Raw genomic sequence first — 16,605 nt, 5'->3', positions numbered from 1 at the left:
GGCGCAGGCTGCGAAATTTACCGGGACGAAACGGCGGGGCGGCGCTGCCCCGCGGCGTTCAGACGGCCACGCGCTTCAGCGTGGCGTCCTTCTTGGCCGGCGCCTCCGTCGGAGTCATGCGGGTCAGGTGATGGGTGCGGGCCACCGGCGGCAGCTCGGCCTCGGCCGGCGGCGCCTTGGGGCGCAGCCAGTAGCGCACCAGCTTGTAGAGCAGGAAGCCGATCACCAGGATGCCGATGCCGGCCAGGGCGTGGCGGGTGTTCTCCTCGCCCAGCCAGGCGACGGCGAACCAGCCGGCGGCGACGAAGGAGGCCGCCCACATGCCGGCGGCGATGAAGTTCAGCGAGGCGAAGCGGACCCGCGACATGCCGGCGATGCCGCAGGCGGCCGAGGCCACGTTGCGCACCCCGTAGACGAAGCGGAAGGTCAGGACGAACAGCGTGCCGTACTTGTCGAGGAAGCGCAGCGCCTGGGCCACCTTCTTCTCAGCTGCCGGCAGCTTGCGCAGGGCGCGCACGCCATAGCGCTGGCCCAGGGTGAACCAGAGCTGGTCGCCCAGGAAGGAGCCGATCCAGACCGAAACCATCAGGATCCAGGGGTTGATCAGCCCGGTGGCCTGCCCGGCGGCGGCGGCCAGGATCACGAAAGTCTCGCCCTCGAAGAACGCCCAGGCGGCTGCGGCCAGATAAGCCAGCATACCCCAATCCGACCAGAACTCGGCCACGCTGTCTTTCCTCCCGGCTTGGTCCAGTGGAACGAACGATGCGGAGATTCCCGCCTTGAGGGAACTGTTATTTCACACGTCTGTGACTTTTTTGGAAAGACTTTGGCAGGTTTTTTCGACGAGCCTCGCCCCAGTCCCTCCGCGACGGCCCTGAAGTCATGCCGCCCAGCGTCCCGCCCGGCCTAGCGGACCCGGCTGGTCGGGTCAAACACCAACCCGGGCCGCGGCCGGACGTTGCGTCGCCTTTGTCGTCGCGGCCCCCGCGCCGCTCCCCGGCCGACCGCGCGGGGAGGTCAGGCGGCGTCGCGCCGGCCGGGATGGCGCAACGGCAGCTCGAGCTCGCATTCCAGCCCCTCGCGCCGCCAGGATCGGCGCACCACGCCGCCGAGCTGGCGCCGGATGGTCGCCTCCACCATGCGCGAGCCGAAGCCCTGGCGCTGCGGCGGCGCCTCGACCGGCGGGCCGCCGGCCTCGCTCCAGTGCAGCGTCAGGCGGCCCGCCGGTTCCTTCAGCATCCAGCGCACGCTGACCCGCCCGCCCGGCCGCGACAGGGCGCCATGCTTGGTGGCGTTGGTGGCCAGCTCGTGCAGCACCATGGAGACCCCCTGGGCGGCGGCCGGCGGCAGCATGACCGGCGGCCCTTCCAGCGTGACCTGCGGCATGTCCTGCCCGTCCACCGGCGCCAGGAAGGCGGTCAGCTCGCCCTCCAGCAGGGCGCGCAGCTCGGCGCCGGTCCAATAGGCCTCGGCCAGCAGGGTATGGGCGCGGGCCAGCGCCATGACGCGGCCCTCGACCGCCGAGGTATAGGCGGCGGCATCCTCCTTCGGCGTCAGCCGCAGCGCCGCCTGCACCAGGGTCAGCACGTTCTTGGCGCGGTGGTCGACCTCGCGCGCCAGCAGCAGCCGCTCCTCCTCGGCGCGCTTGCGGGCGGTGATGTCCATATGCGCTGCGTAGGAGACGTTGTGGCCGCGCAGATGCACCCCCTGCACGCGCACCAGCACGTCGCGCAGCGCGCCGCTGCGGGTGCGGTAGCGGGTCTCGTATTCCTGCACCTCGCGCGGCCCGCGCGGACGGGGCGAAGCGGCGGGCGGGGCGGCGGCCAGGCCGGCGACGGCCGTGGCGGCGCGGGTGGCGGTGACGCCCGGCAGGGCAGAGGGCCCCTGCCCCGGCAGCGGCGTCTCGGGCAGGGCGCCCGGCGTCAGGCCAACGCGCGGCAGCGGCGCCACCCCGGCGGCGACGGCGGCGGCGCTGCTGGCGATGGCGGCGGCCAGCGGGCCGCGCGGCTCCTCGACCTCGCGCGCCTCGATGTCCTGCAGCGACAGGCGGCGGAATTCCTCGCGGCTGTAGCCGTAGTCGGAGCAGGCCCGGGCGTTGACGTCCAGGATGGCGTCGGTCTGCGGGTCGAGGATGAAGACGGCGAAGGGCGAGACCTCGAACAGCGCGCGGTAGCGCATCTCGGCATCGCGCAGCGCCTCGGCATTGGCATGGCGCTCGGTGATGTCGGCGGCGATGCCGATCAGCCGGGCCGGCCGTCCCGCCCCGGCGGGGACGCGCACGCCGCTGACCGCCAGCCAGCGCATCGCCCCGTCGCTGGCCCGCTTCAGCCGCAGATGCGCCTGCGGCGTGCGGCCACGCAGCGCGCGCAGCACCGCCCAACGATCGGTGGGCTCGATCATGCGCAGCAGGCGGCGGGCGCCGACCGGCCCGGCCTCCGGGTCGAGGCCGAGCAGACGGTACTGCTCGGCCGACCAGATGGCGCGGCCGCCGGGGCCGAGCTCCTGCTCCCAGACGCCGATGCCCGAGGCTTCCTGCGCCAGGCGCAGCCGTTCCTCGCTCGAGGCGAGCGCCGCCGTGCGCTCGGCGATGCGCTGCTCGAGACCGGCATTGTGGCTCAGCATCAAGGCCTGGCCATGGCGCACCACCAGGACGAGGACCAGCAGCGCCAGCATCGAGGGCAGGCCGAAGATCAGCAAGCCGCAGACCGCGCTCAGCCAGGTGGCGATGATCTCGGCGCGCGGGCGGGTGGCGACGGCATAGGCGTCCCAGCCCTCGACGGCGTGGAAGACGACGACGCTCTGCCCGGCCTCGCGCGACCAGGGCCGGCGCAGCTCGCCCCCCCGCGCGCCGGCCTGCATCCGGGGCAGCAGCAGGGGCTGCGCCACCGCCCAGGCCGCGTCGTCGGACCCGGTCTGCGCCAGGGCGGCGCCGTCCGCGCGGCGCAGCGCCAGCTGGTCGGCCGGATTCTTCAGCAGCCGCTGCAGCGCCTCGGAGGATTCGGCGGAGCGGATGGTGACATTGATCACCCCGTCATAGGCGCCGACCGGGCGGGCATTGCCGCTGTGCTCGCGCCGCAGGCTGACCGCGAAGAAGCGGCGGGCGGTCACATGGCCCTCATAGGGGCCGCTCAGCACGGCACGCGGCCGCTGCATGTTGCGCAGCAGGCGGTTGTAGTCGCGCCCGGCATAGCGGCCGTCGCGCGGCAGGCCGAGCAGGCTGCCGCTGACCAGGGGCTCGCCCTCGTTGTCGAAGACGCTGACCGACAGCATCGGGCTGCCGCCGGCCTCCTCGGCCAGCTGGGCGAGCTGGCTGCTGATCGCCGCCTCCTCCTGGCGGATGGTGTGGTCGGACAGGCCGATCAGCAGGTCGTTGGCACGCTGCGCCAGCAGGCGATGGCCATCCAGCACCCGGCGCGCATATTCCGCGGCCGCCGCGGCCGAACGCTCCATCTCATGCGAGGCCTCGGACCAGCTCTGCTGCCAGGCCTGCCAGGACTGCACGACGAGGATGCTGCCGGGCAGCAGGATGACCGCCCAGAAGAGCAGCCGCATCGGCAGCGGCGAGGGCCGGTGCCGGCTGCGCAGCCGGGCGGCGGCGCGGCGGGTGAGCGGCCAGGACAGCCAGCCGCGCAGCCCGGCAAGGCGGCGCCCCTGCCCCCCGTCGCGCGCGCCGGCGGCCCTCTCCGCCGGCGCGGCCGTGTCCGGGGATCCGCCGCCACCTTGCCAGCCGCCATCCTGCATGCCTTGCGCCCCGCCGGCGGTCGCGGCGGCCTGTGCCAGCCGCCGGCCGCTCTTTCCATTGCATCCCGGGCCGCCCCGGCGTCACGACGGACCCGCCAGGGCGGCCCCGCGGCCAGCCTCGCCGCCCAAGGCTAAGATCAGCTTAAGAAGGCCGCCCGGCGGCGCGAGCGGCAGCCTTGCTGGCGCCCCATTCTTGCACGAAGAAATTTCTCCGAAGGCGGCGTGGGGTGCAAGGAATGCCAGCGTATCAGAGGGGACGAGAGCACCATCGATGTCCCCTTCTCTCCTGTCCGGCCTGGCCGGCACCCCTTTCCGGCGCTGGACCGGCGTCCTGCGCCTGAACCCGGCCCCGCTGAACCCCGCCCTGCCCGGGCGGCGGCTGGCGCGCGACCACGCGGCGGCCTCGGACGAGGTGCTGATCGGCTGGAGCGCCGGCGGCGACCGCCTGGCCTTCAACATGCTGGCGGGGCGCCACCTGCCGCGGCTGCATGCGCTGGCCGCCCGCATCACCGGCAGCGCCGCCGAGGCCGAGGAGATCGCCCAGGAAGCCCTGCTGCGCGCCTGGCAGCAGGCCGCGCGCTTCGACCCCGGGCGCGCCCGCTTCGGCACCTGGCTGTACCGGATCGCCACCAACCTGGCGATCGACCACACCCGCCGCCGCCCGGCCGTGGCGACCGCCGCGGCCGAGGCGCTGCTGGAGACCCTGGCCGACCCCGCCGCGACGCCCGAGGAGGCGCTGGCGCTGCGCCAGCAGATGCGCGCGCTGCAGGCGGCGCTGGAGACCCTGCCCGAACGGCAGCGGGCGGCGCTGGCCCTGGCGCACGACCAGGGGCTGAGCGGCGCCGAGACCGCCGCCATCCTCGAGACCTCCGAGCGCGCGGTGGAAGGGCTGCTGCACCGCGCCCGCCGCTTCCTCGCGGCGCGCCTCGCGGCCCTGGGCTGAGGAGGCCCGCCATGCAGCTTTCTTCCTTCGCCGACCTGCTGGCGCAGCACGGCCCGCTGCCGGCGCGCTGGCCGGCCGCGTGCCGGGCCGCGGCCCTGGCCCTGCTGGCGCGCGACCCGGCCGCCCGCGAGCTGCAGCTGGCCGCCGCGCTGGCCGCCAGCCTGCCGCCGGCCGATCCGGCGGCCATCGCCCGGATGCGCGCCGGCGTCGCCGCGCGGATCGCCCGGATGCCGCTGCCGGCGCGCGAGCCCTGGGCCACGCGCTGGCTGCGGCCGCTGCTGCCGGCCGGCCTCGGCGCCGCCGCCGCCCTGCTGGCCTGTGCCCTGTGGCTGCAGTTCCCGGCGGCCAATCCCTGGGGCTACGGGCCCTGGAGCGGCACGCCCTGGAATGCCGCCGCCAATCAGGGCGATCTGCTGGCGCCCCGCCTGGTGGTGGCGCTGGCCCTGGGGGATGCCGAATGAGACGCCTCTCCCGCACCACCTGGCTGACCACCGCGCTCGGCGCCTCGCTGGCGCTGAACCTGGTGCTCGGCGGGCTGCTGGTCTTCGCGCCGAAGCCGCAGGGCCGCCGGCCGGAGCTCGCCACCGTGCACCGCCAGATGGAGGCGCTGGTGCCCGAGGCCGACCGCGCCCGCTTCGCCGCCATCCTCGACGCCGGCCGCCCCGCCGTGCTGGAGCGGCTGGAGCGCCAGCGCGCCGCCCGCGCCGCCGCCGAGGAGGAGCTCGGCCAGGAGCCTTTCGACCCCGCCCGGCTGCGCGCCGCCATGGCCCGCGCCCGCGACGAGTACCAGCAGTTCAGCATCGCGCTGGAGGACAATCTGATCGACGCCTTCACCAGCCTCTCGCCGGAGGGGCGCCACCGCCTGGCCGAGGATTCCCGCCGCCGCCGCGAGGCCGCCCGCCGCAGCCGGGGCGACAACTGAGCATGGTCCCGACGACGCCGCGCTGCCCCCGCCCCGCGCGGGCCCTGCTGCTGGTGCTGCCGCTGGCGCTGGCCGCCTGCGCCACCGCCTCCAACGCGCCCGCCCCCGCTGTCGCCATCGCCGGGCAGTTCCGCCATGCCGGCCAGACCCCGGCGCAATGGCCCGACCCGCTCTGGTGGCAGGGCTTCGGCAGCCGCGAGCTCGACCGGCTGATCACGGCGGCGACCAATGGCAACCTCGACATCGCCGCCGCCCAGGCGCGCATCCGCCAGGCCGATGCCTCGCTGCGCGTCGCCGGCGCCAGCCTGCTGCCCGAGGTCTCGGCCGGCGGCAGCGGCGGCCGCTCGGCCGGCAACGGGCGGACGCGCAACAGCTACGGCGCCTCGCTCTCGGCCAGCTACGAGGTCGACCTCTGGGGCGGCAATGCCGCCGGGCAGCGGGCCGCGGCGCGCAACCTCGACGCCGCCCGCTTCGACGCCGCCGCCACCGGCATTTCCGCGCTGGCCTCGCTGGCCAATACCTATTTCGCCCTGCTGGCCGACCGCGAGCAGCTGCGGGTGCAGACGGAGAATCTGGAGGCCGCGCGCCGCATCCTGAGCGTCATCCGCCAGCAGGTCGCCGCCGGCACCGCGACGGGGCTGGACCTGGCGCAGCAGGAGACGGTGGTGGCGCAGCAGGAGGCGGCGCTGCCCGCGCTGCGCCAGGCGATCGACCAGGGCGTCACCGCCATCGCCCTGCTGACCGGCCAGCCGCCGCAGGCGGTGGCGGTGGCGGGCGACGGGCTGGCCGGCCTGACCATCCCCACCACCAGCCCCGGCCAGCCGGCCGAGCTGCTGGCGCGCCGGCCCGACGTGCGCGCCGCCGAGGCCAGCCTGGCCGCCGCCCAGGCCGATATCGACGTGGCCCGCACCGCGCTGCTGCCCAGCCTCAGCCTCTCGGCCGAGGCCGGCGTGTCGGGGGCCGTGCTCGGCACCCTGCTGCGGCCGGAGCAGCAGGTCTGGTCCCTGCTGGCGAGCGTCACCCAGTCGGTGTTCGATGGCGGCCGCCGCCGCGGCCAGGTGGCGCTCAGCGAGGCGCAGGCGGAGGAGCTGCTGGCCCGCTACCGCGCCGCCATCCTGACCGCGCTCGGCGATGTCGAGGATGCGCTGGTCGCGCTGCGCGAGACGACGCAGCAGGAGCGGCTGCGCGGCGAGGCGGCCAGCCGGGCGGCGCGCGCCGCCGAGATCGCCGAGGCGCAGCTCCGCCTCGGCACCATCAACCTGATCACCCTGCTGAACACCCAGCAGACGCTGTTCTCGGCGCGCAACAGCCTGGTGGAGGCGCGGCTGGCACGGCTGCAGGCCGCCACCGGCCTGTTCCGCGCCCTGGGCGGCGGCTGGCGCTGATACCGGATCGCTGCCGACCATGGCCCTTCCCCGCACGCTCCTCGTCCTCACCGGCCTCGCGATCCTCGGCGGCGGTGGCTACTACTACTGGAAGACCCGCATGGCGCCCGCCGCCGAGGGCCAGGCGGCCGCGCCGGCCGCGGCCGGCCGGCGCGGCCCGGGCGGTGCCGGCGGCATGGCGGTGCCGGTGACGCTGGGCACCGCCAGCCGCCGCGACCTGGTGCTGACGCTGGATGCGCTCGGCACCGTGCAGGCGATGAACACGGTGACGCTGCGCTCCAGGGTCTCCGGGCAGCTGATGGAGATCCTGTTCCAGGAGGGGCAGGAGGTGGAGAAGGGCGCGGTGCTGGCCCGCATCGACGACCGCACCTATGCCGCCGCCCTGGCCCAGGCGGTGGCGCAGAAGGCCTATAACGCGGCGCAGCTCGCCAATGCCCGGCTCGACCTGCAGCGCTACGAGGGGCTGCTGCGCGCCAATGGCGTCGCCCGCCAGCAGGTCGACACCCAGCGCGCCCAGGTCGCCATGTACGAGGCGCAGCTGCAGCAGGACCAGGCGGCGATCGACAATGCCCGCGCCCAGCTGGACGACACGGTGATCCGCGCGCCCTTCGCCGGCCGCGTCGGCATCCGCGCCGTCGATATCGGCAATCTGGTGGCCAGCGGCGACACCAACGGCATCGTGACGCTGGCGCAGTTCGCGCCCATCGCGGTGAACTTCACCCTGCCGCAGCAGGAGCTGCCGCGGCTGCTCGCCGCCATGCAGGCCGGGGCCGTGCCGGTGGAGACGGTGCCCACCCCCTCCAGCGCGCCCGGCGGTCCCGGCCAGGCGGCCGAGCGCGGCACCGTGCTGACCGTCGGCAACCTGGTCGATGCCACCACCGGCAGCATTGCGGTCAAGGCCAGCTTCCCGAACGAGCGGCGGCAGCTCTGGCCCGGCGCCTTCGTCACCCTGCGGCTGCCGGTGCAGACCATCCGCGACGCGCTGGTGGTGCCGCTGGTCGCCATCCAGCAGGGCCCCGCCGGCAGTTTTGTCTTCGTGGCCAAGGAAGATTCGACGATCGAGCAGCGCAACGTGACGCTGGGCGCCACGACCCGCAGCGAGGCGGCGATCCAGTCCGGCCTGCAGCCCGGCGAGCGCGTCGTCACCTCCGGCGCGCAGCGGCTGAACAATGGCAGCCGCATCGCCGAGGTCCGCGCGGGCGGTGCGGCCGGCGGCGTCGCCGCCCCTGGCGAGGGCGCCCAGCCCGGCGCCGGCAATCCGCAGAACCCGGCCCCGGCCAGCGGCGAGCGCCCCGCCCGGCGCCGCGAATCGCGCTGAGGAGACGGCGAAGTGAACCTCTCCGCCCCCTTCATCGCGCGGCCGGTGGCGACCACGCTGCTGGCGGTCGCCATGCTGCTCTGGGGTGCCTTCGGCTATCTGCGCCTGACGGTCTCTGCCCTGCCGCAGGTCGATTTCCCGACCATCGAGGTGGTGACGCAGCTGCCCGGCGCCTCGCCGGAGACGGTGGCCGTGCTGGTCACCGCCTCGCTGGAGCGGCAATTCGCGCAGATTTCCGGCCTGACCACGATGAGCTCGGTCAGCGGGCCCGGCGTGTCCCGCGTCACCTTGCAGTTCGACCTGGAGAAAAGCCTCGACGCGGCCTCGCAGGACGTGCAGGCGGCGCTCGACGCGGCGCGCGGCACGCTGCCCAGCACCCTGCCCTATCCGCCGGTCTATTCGAAGGTGAACCCGGCCGATCCCGCCATCATCACCTTCGCGCTGACCTCCGACAGCCTGCCGATTACCCGGCTCAGCGACGTCGCCGACACGCTGCTGGCGCAGCGCCTGGCCCAGGCCAGCGGCGTCGGCCGCGTCACCGTGCAGGGCAATATGCGCCCGGCCGTGCGGCTGAAGCTGGATGCGGCACGGCTCGCCGCCTATGGCATCGGGCTGGAGACGGTGCGCACCGCCATCGTCGCCGCCAACCAGAATTCGCCGAAGGGCTCGCTGGACGGGCCGCTGCAGGCCTCGACCATCGAGGCCAACGACCAGATCACCGCCCCGGCCGCCTTCGGCGACATCATTCTCGCTTGGCGCAACGGCTCGCCGGTCCGGCTGCGCGATGTCGGCGAAGCCACCGACGGATTGGAAAACAACCGCAACGGCGCCTGGTTCAATGGCCGGCCCGCCGTGCTGATCGACGTGCAGCGCCAGCCCGGCGCCAATATCGTCGAGACGGTGGAGCGCATCCGCACCCTGCTGCCGAGCCTGCAGGCCGGTCTGCCGCCGGGCGCCGAGCTCGCCGTCGTCAGCGACCGCACCGAGACCATCCGCGCCAGCGTCCATGAGGTGCAGTTCACCCTGGTGCTGTCGGTCGCCCTCGTCGTCGCCGTGATCTACCTGTTCCTGGGCAGCGGGCGGGCGACGCTGGTGCCCGCCGTGTCACTGCCGCTGTCGATCATCGGCACCTTCGGCGTGATGTCGCTGATGGGCTATTCGCTCGACAATCTCTCGCTGATGGCGCTGGTCGTCGCCACCGGCTTCGTCGTCGACGACGCGATCGTCATGATCGAGAACATCGTCCGGCTGATGGAGGAAGGGAAGAAACCGCTCGAGGCGGCCTTCGAGGGGGCGAAGCAGATCGCCTTCACCATCGTCTCGCTCAGCCTGTCGCTGATCGCCGTCTTCATCCCGCTGCTGTTCATGGAGGGCGTGGTCGGCCGGCTGTTCCGGGAGTTCGCCGAGACGCTGACGGCGGCTGTCCTCGTCTCGCTGGTGGTGTCGCTGACGCTGACGCCGATGATGTGCGCGCTGCTGCTGCGCCCGCATGGCGAGCGCCGCCCGAACTTCGCCATCCGCTGGACCGAGGCCGGCTTCGAGCGGATGCGCCAGGGCTATGGCCGCTCGCTGCGCTGGTCGCTGAACCACCAGGCGCTGACGCTGGCCATCGCCACCCTCTCGGTCGTCGCCACCGCCTGGCTCTATGTCGTCATGCCCAAGGGCTTCCTGCCGGTGCAGGATACCGGGCTGATCCGCATCACGGCGGAGGCGCCGCAGGATGCCTCCTTCGCCCGCGTCTCCCGCCTGCTGGGCGAGGCGGCGACGGTGCTGCGGCAGGACCCGGCGGTCGCCTCGGTCACCGCGGTGGCCGGCGCCGGCTCGGTCAACACCACGCAGAACACCGGCCGCATCATGGCGGTGCTGAAGCCGCGCGGCGAGCGCGAGGACGCCCAGGCGGTGATCGACCGGCTGCAGCCGAAGCTGGACGGCATCCCGGGCCTGGCCAGCTGGCCGCAGGCGGTGCAGGACATCCAGATCAGCGCCCGCGTCGCCACCACCCAGTACCAGTACACGCTGTTCGACGCCGATGCCGCGACCCTCTCGGCCTGGGCGCCGCGCATGCTGCAGGCGATGCAGGCGATGCCGGGCCTGCGCGACATCGCCAGCGACCAGCGCGAGGACGGGCTGCAGCTGCAGGTCACCGTGGACCGCGACGCGGCGGCACGGCTCGGCGTGACGCTGCAGGCCATCGACAATGCCCTCTACAATGCCTTCGGCCAGCGGCAGATCTCGACCATCTATGGCCAGAGCAACCAGTACCGCGTGGTGCTGGAGCTGGCCGGCGCCACCGCCCCGGACCCGGCGCTGCTCGCCAATCTGCGCGTCACCGGGCGCGACAGCATCGAGGTGCCGCTTGGCGCCGTCGCCAGCGTCGGCCGCGGCCGTGGCCCGCTGCTGGTGACCCGCGAGAACCAGTTCCCGGCGGTGACCTTCAGCTTCAACCTGGCCCCTGGCCTGTCGCTGGGCGAGGCGGTCACGGCGATCCGCGCCGCCGAGCAGCAGATCGGCCTGCCCGAGACCATCACCGGCCGCTTCGCCGGCGACGCCGCCGAGTTCAACAGCGCGCTGGCCGGCCAGCCCTGGCTTATCCTGGCCGCCGTGGTGGTGATCTACATCGTGCTCGGCGTTCTCTATGAGAGCCTGTTCCACCCGATCACCATCCTCTCCACCCTGCCCTCGGCCGGCATCGGGGCGCTGCTGGCGCTGCGGATCTGGGGGCTGGACCTGTCGGTGGTCGGGCTGATCGGCATCATCCTGCTGATGGGCATCGTCAAGAAGAACGCCATCATGATGATCGACTTCGCCCTGGAGGCGCAGCGCGACCATGGCCGCCCGGCCTATGACGCCATCGTCGAGGCCAGCCTGATGCGCTTCCGGCCGATCATGATGACCACCGCCGCCGCCCTGCTCGGCGCCCTGCCGCTGGTGCTGCAATCGGGCACGGGGTCGGAGCTGCGCCTGCCGCTCGGCGTCTCCATCGTCGGCGGGCTGCTGCTGAGCCAGCTGGTGACGCTCTACACCACGCCCGCCATCTACCTGGCCTTGGAAAAAATCCGCGAGGCGATCGCGCGGCGCTGGCAGGCGCATCCGCAGCCGGGCGCGGCCGAGTAGCATGGCCAGCTTCAACATCTCCGCCCCCTTCGTGCGGCGGCCGATCGCGACGCTGCTGCTGTCGCTCGGCCTGCTGCTGGCCGGGCTGATGGCGCTGAAGGAGCTGCCGGTCTCCGCCATGCCGCGGGTCGACCTGCCCACCCTCTTCGTCAGCGTCAACCAGCCCGGCGCCAATCCGGAGACGCTGGCGGCGACGGTGATCGCGCCGCTGGAGCGCCATATCGGCGGCATCCAGGGCATCACCGAGATGACGTCCTCGGCCTCGACCGGCAGCGGCAACATCATCATCCAGTTCGACCTGTCGCGCACCCAGGCCAGCGCCGCGCGCGACGTGCAGGCGGCGGTGAACGCGGCGCGCGAGGACCTGCCCGCCGGCCTGCCCAACCCGCCCTCGGTGCGCAAGGTCAACCCGGCCGATGCGCCGGTGCTGATCCTGGCGATGACCTCGGACACGCTGACGCGGGCCGCGCTGTATGACGCCGCCGACAGCATCGTGGCGCAGCGCCTGTCGCAGATCCCGGGCGTCGCCCAGGTGCAGGTGGCGGGCGCCGCCAAGCCCGCCGTGCGCATCGCCGTCGACCCGAACGCCGCCGCCGCCGCCGGCCTGGCGCTGGACGACATCCGCACCGCCATCCAGGCGGCCAATGTCACCCAGCCGGTCGGGCTGATCGATGGCGAGGAGCAGGCGGCCAGCATCCGGGTCAACGACCGCCTCAGCCGCGCGCCGCAATACGAGACGCTGTCGGTGCAGGCGCAGGACGGCGCGCTGCTGCGCCTCTCCCGCATCGCCCGAATCAGCGAGGGCGCCGCCAGCAGCCGGCAGATCGCCTGGTTCAACCAGCGCCCGGCCATCCTGATGATGGTCTTCAAGCAGGCCGACGCCAATGTGCTGGATGTCGTCGACGGCGTGCAGGCCATGCTGCCGAAGCTGCAATCCTGGGTGCCCGGCGGCACCCGGATCGAGGTGATGAGCGACCGCTCCGGCACCATCCATGCCAGTGTCGAGGAGGTCGAGCTGACCCTGCTGATCACCATCGCCCTGGTGGTCATGGTGGTGGCGGTCTTCCTGCGCCGGCTCGGGCCCGTGCTGGCGGCCAGCGTGACGGTGCCGCTGTCGCTGTTCGGCACGCTCTTCGTCATCTGGCAGCTGGGCTATTCGCTCAACAATTTCTCGCTGATGGCGCTGACCATCTCGGTCGGCTTCGTCGTCGACGACGCCATCGTCATGCTGGAGAACATGGCGCGCATGCGCGCCCGCGGCCTGGCGCCGATGGAAGCGGCGCTGGAAGGGGCGCGGCAGATCGGCTTCACCATCGTCTCGATCACCGTCTCGCTGATCGCCGTCTTCGTGCCGCTGCTGGCCATGGGCGGCATCGTCGGCCGGCTGTTCCGGGAGTTCTCGGCGACGCTGGCCATCGCGGTCGCCATCTCGGCGGTGCTGTCGCTGACGCTGACGCCGATGCTGGCCGCCCGCCTCGACCGCGGCGAGCAGGAACGCCCGCCCGGCTGGTTCGGCCGCCATTTCGAGCGCGCCATGGACGCCGTGGTCTCGGGCTATATGCGCAGCCTCAGGGTGGTGCTGCGCTGGCGCAAGACCATGCTGCTGTTCTGCCTGGGCCTCGTCGGGCTGACCGTCTGGCTCTATATGGTGGTGCCGAAGGGCTTCTTTCCCGAGCAGGATACCGGCCTGCTGGCGGGCTCCGTTCGCGCCGCCCCCGACACTTCCTTCGCCCGGATGAGCGGCCTGATGGAGCAGGTGACGGCGGTGCTGCTGCGCGACCCGGCCATCGCCAGCATCGGCGGCCAGATCGGCGGCGGCTTCGGCGGATCGGGCAGCAATTCCGGCCAGTTCTACATCACCCTGAAGCCGGTGGAGGAGCGCGGCGTCACCGCCGCCCAGGTGATCGACCGGCTGCGCGCGCCGCTCGGGCGGATCCCTGGCGCCTCGGTCTTCCTGCGCTCCCAGCAGGACCTGTTCATCGGTGGCCGGCCAGGGGATTCGCAATATTCCTTCGTGCTGCTCGGCAGCGACCTGGACGCGCTGCGCGAGGCCTCGAACCAGATGGTCGAGGCGCTGCGCACCACGCCCGGCTTCTTCGACGTCTCCTCCGACCAGGAGCGCGGCGGGCTGGTCAACAAGCTGGTCGTCGACCGCGACGCGGCGGCCCGCCTCGGCGTCTCGATGACGGCGCTGGGGGCGGCGCTGAACAACGCCTTTTCGCAGCGCCAGGTCTCGACCATCTACGCCACCCGCAACCAGTACAATGTGGTGCTGGAGATCGACCCGGCGATGACCCAGGATGCGACGCAGCTGGCGCGCATCTTCCTGCCCGGCCGCGACGGGGCACAGGTGCCGCTGACGGCGGTGGCCCGGCTGACCCGCGACATGGCGCCACTGCGCGTCACCCATCGCAGCCAGTTCCCGGCGGCCTCGATCAGCTTCAACCTGCCGGGCAATGTCTCGCTGGGCGAGGCGCAGGCGCGGCTGCGCGAGGTGGAGGCGACGCTCGACCTGCCGGCCGGCATCCGCTCGGAATACGGCGGCAATGCCGCGGCCTTCCAGGCCTTCTCGCGCGACCAGCCGCTGCTGATCCTGGCGGCGATCCTGTCGATCTATATCGTGCTGGGCGTGCTCTATGAGAGCTACCTGCACCCGCTGACCATCCTGTCGACCCTGCCGACGGCCGGCATCGGCGCGCTGCTGGCGCTGCTGGCGACCGGGACGCCCTTCACCGTGATCGCGCTGATCGGCGTCATCCTGCTGATGGGCATCGTCAAGAAGAACGCCATCATGATGGTGGATTTCGCCCTCGAACATGCGCGCGACGAAGGGGCGGATGCCGAGGCCTCGATCCTGGCCGCCTGCCGCGACCGCTTCCGGCCGATCCTGATGACCACGCTGGCCGCGCTGTTCGGCGCCGTGCCGCTGGCCTTCGGCACCGGGACGGGGGCCGAGATGCGCCAGCCGCTGGGCATCGCCATCATCGGCGGCATGCTCGTCTCGCAGCTGCTCACCCTCTACACCACGCCGGTCATCTACCTGGCGCTGGAGCGGCTGCGGCAGCGCCGGCAGCGGCGGCGCGCGGTGGCCTGAGCCGCCGCGCCCCCGCGCCGGGCGGATTTTTCTTGTTCTTGGTCTGTTCCATTCCTATCTTCCGGGACACCGGCGGCTTCACTCCCCCTCCCCCAGACGCCGCCGAGGGAGCCAGGCCATGTCCAACCGCCTCGCTTATGCCGATGCCGCCCTGCCCTTCGTCGGCCCGACGGCCGATCGCATGCTGGACAGCCCGCTCTCCTACTGGCGCGGCTGGGCGCTGCGCACCCGCTGCGGCAATCCCGGCTGCCCGCGGGAGAAGTTGCTCTGCGTGGAAGAGGTGCTGGAAGCCCGCGGCGAGATGACGGTGCGCGACCTGGCCGGCCGGCTGCGCTGCCGCCATTGCCGGCAACCGGCCAGCAAGCTGGCCTTCGAGCAGGACAAGCCCGAGGGGCGCATCAGCCATCCGGTGCGGCGCCCGACCCCGGCGCAGCGCCAGCCGCGCGGCCGGCCGGCGCCGCGGCGCGACTGATCAGGCGGCGCCGAGCCCGGCCAGCCCCGCCACCGCGCCGCCGGCCAGCAGCCAGAGCGGATGCAGCTTTGTCCCCAGGCTGGCGGCGGCGACCACGCCGGTGATCAGGAACAGCCCCCAGCTGTGGTCGGTGGCCTGGGTGATCAGGATGGCGCTGGCGGCGACCAGGCCGACCGTCATCGGCACCAGGCCGCTCTGCACCACGCGGCGCCAGGGCCGGTCCTTGAAGCGCCGCCACAGCCCGAGCACCACGCCGGTCAGCAGCGAGGACGGCCCGAACTTGGCGACCGAGGAGACCAGCAGCCCCGGCCAGCCGGCGACGTGCCAGCCGATTAGCGGCACCACCATCATGTTCGGCCCCGGCGCCGCCTGGGCCAGGGCGAAGAGCGCCGAGAAATCCTGCGCCGACATCCAGCCATGCACCTGCACGACCTGGCGCTGCATCTCCGGCAGGATGGTGTTGCCGCCGCCGAAGGCCAGCAGCGAGAGCTGGGTGAAGATCACCGCCAGCGCGACAAGCGTGCTCATCGCCGCAGTGCCCCGGCCGGGAAGCGCCAGCTGAGGAAGATGCTGAGCGGCGCCAGCAGCATCATGCTGGGCAGCAGCGGCAGCCGCAGCCAGGCGATGGCGATGATGCTGAGCGCCACCACCAGCAGCGCCGGCAGGTTGCGGCGCAGCGGCACCAGCATCTTCACCGCGGTGGCCACCAGCAGCCCGGCCGCCGCCGCGGCCAGCCCGGCGAAGAGATGCTGCAGCATCGGATCGTCGCTGTAGCGGTCATAGACGACGCCCAGGCCGATGACGACGGCGGTGGGCCCGGCGACCAGGCCGAACAGCGCCGCCGCCGCCCCGGGGATGCCGCGGAAATCCAGCCCCACCGCGACCGAGAGGTTGATGATATTGCCGCCCGGCAGGAACTGGCAGAGGCCGAGCATCTCGGTGAACTGCTCGGCGGTCAGCCAGCGCCGCCGCTCGACCAGCATGCTGCGCGCCATCGGCAGCACACCGCCAAAGCCGATCAGCCCCAGTCCGAGGAAGCCGAGGAAAAGCTGCAGGCAGTCCGGCGGCGGTGCCGTCCCGAGGTCGGGCCCCGGTGCTTCCCTTGCTGCCTCCATGCCGCCACGACCCTCCCCCTGCCCGACGCAAGCGTCGGCCGCGGATCCCCCTGTGGAGATCCGCAGCCAGGATAGGCGCGCGGAGGAATCTGGCAATCAGGGGAGGACCGGCCTCGCAGGACCGGTGGAGAGGGTCAGGCCCGGCCGTCAGCCGGCGATCGGCACCTCGCGAGAATCAGCGCGGGGCGGCGTTGGCCGGGCTGACCAGCACCCCGTCCAGCTGGCCGGCGAGCTGCGCGCCGCGCGACGGCTCGCCGCCCTGGCGCGCCAGGCGTTGCAGACCGTCATCCTGCAGACCGTCCAGCCGCATCAGCTCGCTGGCCTGCTGCAGCAGGGTGTTCTGGGCCAGCACGGTGCCGGCAATCAGGGAAGCGCTGCACAGGCCAGCCGCCACCAGGAGCATGGGCAGGAAGTTCCGCATCTGCGACCTCTTCGTCACAATCGCTGCGTGAGTCGATGGCTTCAGAACGCCGGGTTCCTATCACAGGTTGCTGCGGGGGT

Annotated in this window: 13 protein-coding genes; 8 read left to right on the top strand and 5 right to left on the bottom strand. The window is 73.0% G+C overall.

Annotated features, from left to right (window positions below):
• Nucleotides 1-58 precede the first annotated feature (58 nt).
• A complete protein-coding gene (locus WFI16_RS04875) occupies nt 59-697 on the bottom strand; it encodes a DedA family protein (protein WP_419896663.1) in 639 nt (212 codons plus the stop codon).
• 320 nt (nt 698-1,017) lie between these two features.
• Entirely contained in the window at nt 1,018-3,741 is a 2,724-nt protein-coding gene (locus tag WFI16_RS04870) for a PAS domain S-box protein (protein ID WP_419896662.1), read from the bottom strand.
• Between the two features lie 271 nt (nt 3,742-4,012).
• Between WFI16_RS04870 and WFI16_RS04865 the strand changes: the two genes are divergently transcribed.
• The 8 genes from WFI16_RS04865 to WFI16_RS04830 all read left to right on the top strand — a co-directional run bounded on the left by WFI16_RS04865 (nt 4,013) and on the right by WFI16_RS04830 (nt 14,989).
• Nucleotides 4,013-4,684: a sigma-70 family RNA polymerase sigma factor gene (locus WFI16_RS04865; RefSeq protein WP_419896661.1), complete on the top strand. Its 672-nt coding sequence runs from the start codon at nt 4,013-4,015 to the stop codon at nt 4,682-4,684.
• A gap of 11 nt (nt 4,685-4,695) precedes the next feature.
• Nucleotides 4,696-5,145 carry a hypothetical protein gene (locus WFI16_RS04860; protein ID WP_419896660.1) on the top strand — a complete coding sequence of 150 codons (450 nt, stop codon included), beginning with the start codon at nt 4,696-4,698 and terminating at the stop codon, nt 5,143-5,145.
• Nucleotides 5,142-5,606 carry a periplasmic heavy metal sensor gene (locus tag WFI16_RS04855; protein WP_419896659.1) on the top strand — a complete coding sequence of 155 codons (465 nt, stop codon included), beginning with the start codon at nt 5,142-5,144 and terminating at the stop codon, nt 5,604-5,606. Before WFI16_RS04860 ends, WFI16_RS04855 begins: the two co-directional genes overlap by 4 nt.
• 2 nt (nt 5,607-5,608) lie before the next feature.
• On the top strand, nt 5,609-6,991 hold the full coding sequence (locus WFI16_RS04850) for an efflux transporter outer membrane subunit (protein ID WP_419896658.1): 1,383 nt from the start codon (nt 5,609-5,611) through the stop codon (nt 6,989-6,991).
• A gap of 19 nt (nt 6,992-7,010) precedes the next feature.
• Nucleotides 7,011-8,309 carry an efflux RND transporter periplasmic adaptor subunit gene (locus WFI16_RS04845; RefSeq protein WP_419896657.1) on the top strand — a complete coding sequence of 433 codons (1,299 nt, stop codon included), beginning with the start codon at nt 7,011-7,013 and terminating at the stop codon, nt 8,307-8,309.
• 12 nt (nt 8,310-8,321) lie between these two features.
• On the top strand, nt 8,322-11,423 hold the full coding sequence (locus tag WFI16_RS04840) for an efflux RND transporter permease subunit (protein WP_419896656.1): 3,102 nt from the start codon (nt 8,322-8,324) through the stop codon (nt 11,421-11,423).
• A 1-nt stretch (nt 11,424) separates the two neighbouring features.
• The gene (locus WFI16_RS04835) at nt 11,425-14,517 is read left to right on the top strand and encodes an efflux RND transporter permease subunit (RefSeq protein ID WP_419896655.1); all 3,093 of its coding nucleotides are present in this window, start codon (nt 11,425-11,427) and stop codon (nt 14,515-14,517) included.
• 118 nt (nt 14,518-14,635) lie between these two features.
• A complete protein-coding gene (locus WFI16_RS04830) occupies nt 14,636-14,989 on the top strand; it encodes a hypothetical protein (RefSeq protein WP_419896654.1) in 354 nt (117 codons plus the stop codon).
• Here WFI16_RS04830 and WFI16_RS04825 read toward each other — a convergent pair whose 3' ends face one another.
• From WFI16_RS04825 to WFI16_RS04815, 3 genes are all read right to left on the bottom strand, one after another.
• Nucleotides 14,990-15,517, bottom strand: a complete 528-nt coding sequence (locus tag WFI16_RS04825; protein ID WP_419896653.1) for a chromate transporter — start codon at nt 15,515-15,517, stop codon at nt 14,990-14,992.
• Nucleotides 15,514-16,104, bottom strand: coding sequence for a chromate transporter (locus WFI16_RS04820; protein WP_419896652.1), 591 nt, complete (start codon nt 16,102-16,104; stop codon nt 15,514-15,516). Before WFI16_RS04820 ends, WFI16_RS04825 begins: the two co-directional genes overlap by 4 nt.
• 175 nt (nt 16,105-16,279) lie before the next feature.
• A complete protein-coding gene (locus tag WFI16_RS04815; RefSeq protein WP_419896651.1) occupies nt 16,280-16,507 on the bottom strand; it encodes a hypothetical protein in 228 nt (75 codons plus the stop codon).
• Nucleotides 16,508-16,605: the final 98 nt, after the last annotated feature.

The sequence above is a fragment of the Roseomonas sp. USHLN139 genome (genome assembly GCF_037145735.1).
Taxonomy (GTDB): domain Bacteria; phylum Pseudomonadota; class Alphaproteobacteria; order Acetobacterales; family Acetobacteraceae; genus Pseudoroseomonas.
This window is presented reverse-complemented; position numbering and strand designations above follow the sequence as displayed.